Here is a 1332-nt window from a genome sequence, read left to right as displayed (position 1 = left end):
CAACTGGTCAAGAAAGGACAAAATCGACTGTCAGGACTAGACGAGAAGATCATTGCCTTGTATTCGCGAGGTATGAGTGTCAGGGATATCCAAGCCCAGTTGCAAGAAATGTATGGGGTCGAAGTATCACCAACGCTTATTTCCAATGTCACTGATGAGGTACAGCCTATTGAGGGAAAGAGTAGTACAAGATAAGCTAGGATAGCAGAACAAAAAAGAGAGTAAAAAATGACACCTTACTCACTAGATCTCAGACAAAAGATCGTAGCAACCTATGAAGCAGGAAATACATCAATTCGGGAAGTAGCGAAGCAATTTCAAGTCACGACGAAAACAGTGCAAACACTGCTGAATCAATACCGAGAGACAGGAGATCTAAACCACAAACCATTAGGGAATCCAATCAAAAGTCCCCTCGAAGCGCATCGGGAGAAAATCCTCGAAATTGCGTCAGAGCATCCAGATTGGACTCTATGGCAGTACTGTGAAGAAGTAGCTGAACAAACAGGAGTATCAGTGACCACAGGCAGTATGAGCCGATTTTTCCAGAGGCATAACATCACCCTAAAAAAAAGACCTATCGCCATGAAAAGGTAAAATGTGAGGCAGTACAACAGCAAAGATGTGAGTTTTGGGAAGCATTGCAGGAGGGGAAAGCTGAAGATCTGATTTGTATTGATGAAACGGGAGTATGGCAGGGGATGGAACGTTCTGTGGCAAGAAGTGAATGTGGCAAAAGAGTATTCAGTCATCGTTCCTTTTACAAAGGTCAGAAATACACAGTCATTGGGGCTATTTCGGTCGATGGGATTGTCTGCATGAAAACGATTCAGGGTTCTATGAAAGGAGGGGATTTTCTCACCTTTATCCGAAATGACGTAGTGCCTAAATTACGTCCTGAGCATAAGATAATCATGGATAACCTCAACTGCCATAAAGTTGCGGGGGTCGCACAAGCAATTACAGAGAGTGGCGCTAAGATTTTGTATTTACCCACCTATTCTCCTGATTTTAATCCAATTGAGATGATGTGGTCGGTTCTCAAATATTTTATTAGATTGCTTAGACCTCAGTCTCAAAAACTACTCCAGCATTTAATTAACATTTTTCCTTTTTTGTTAGAAAAGGATTTCTTCAAAAATTGGTTTACCAAGTGTTGTTACTGTGCTACTTAATCCCTCAATGGACTGTAATTGATGAAGTCAAGCAATGGCAAAACCGTCCCCTCGATGCGGTTTATCCAATCGTATTTCTGGACTGTTTAGTGATCAAGGTGCGAGACAATGGCAGGGTGATTAACAAGTCCCTGTACTTTGCCTTGGGCGTGAATAT

The 1332-nt window shown here is 42.0% G+C and carries 1 protein-coding gene and 3 pseudogenes; all 4 read left to right on the top strand.

The window, feature by feature from the left end; genetic code table 11:
- Positions 1-162, top strand: a pseudogene (locus B9G53_RS26550) (transposase); the annotation flags it as partial.
- A gap of 66 nt (positions 163-228) precedes the next feature.
- Positions 229-597 carry an IS630 transposase-related protein gene (locus tag B9G53_RS26545; RefSeq protein WP_094536418.1) on the top strand — a complete coding sequence of 123 codons (369 nt, stop codon included), beginning with the start codon at positions 229-231 and terminating at the stop codon, positions 595-597.
- 26 nt (positions 598-623) lie between these two features.
- A pseudogene (locus B9G53_RS26540) lies at positions 624-1175 on the top strand (transposase); the annotation flags it as partial.
- A gap of 14 nt (positions 1176-1189) precedes the next feature.
- Positions 1190-1332, top strand: a pseudogene (locus B9G53_RS26535) (transposase); the annotation flags it as partial.

The organism is Pseudanabaena sp. SR411 (assembly GCF_002251945.1).
Taxonomy (GTDB): Bacteria; Cyanobacteriota; Cyanobacteriia; order Pseudanabaenales; family Pseudanabaenaceae; genus Pseudanabaena.
The sequence above is the reverse complement of the archived record's forward strand: the minus strand, read 5'-3'. Positions and strand labels throughout refer to the sequence as shown.

Excerpts from the sequence above, each read along its gene's own strand:
- B9G53_RS26545 (WP_094536418.1), top strand. The coding sequence starts at position 229 with ATGACACCTTACTCACTAGATCTCAGACAAAAGATCGTAGCAACCTAT.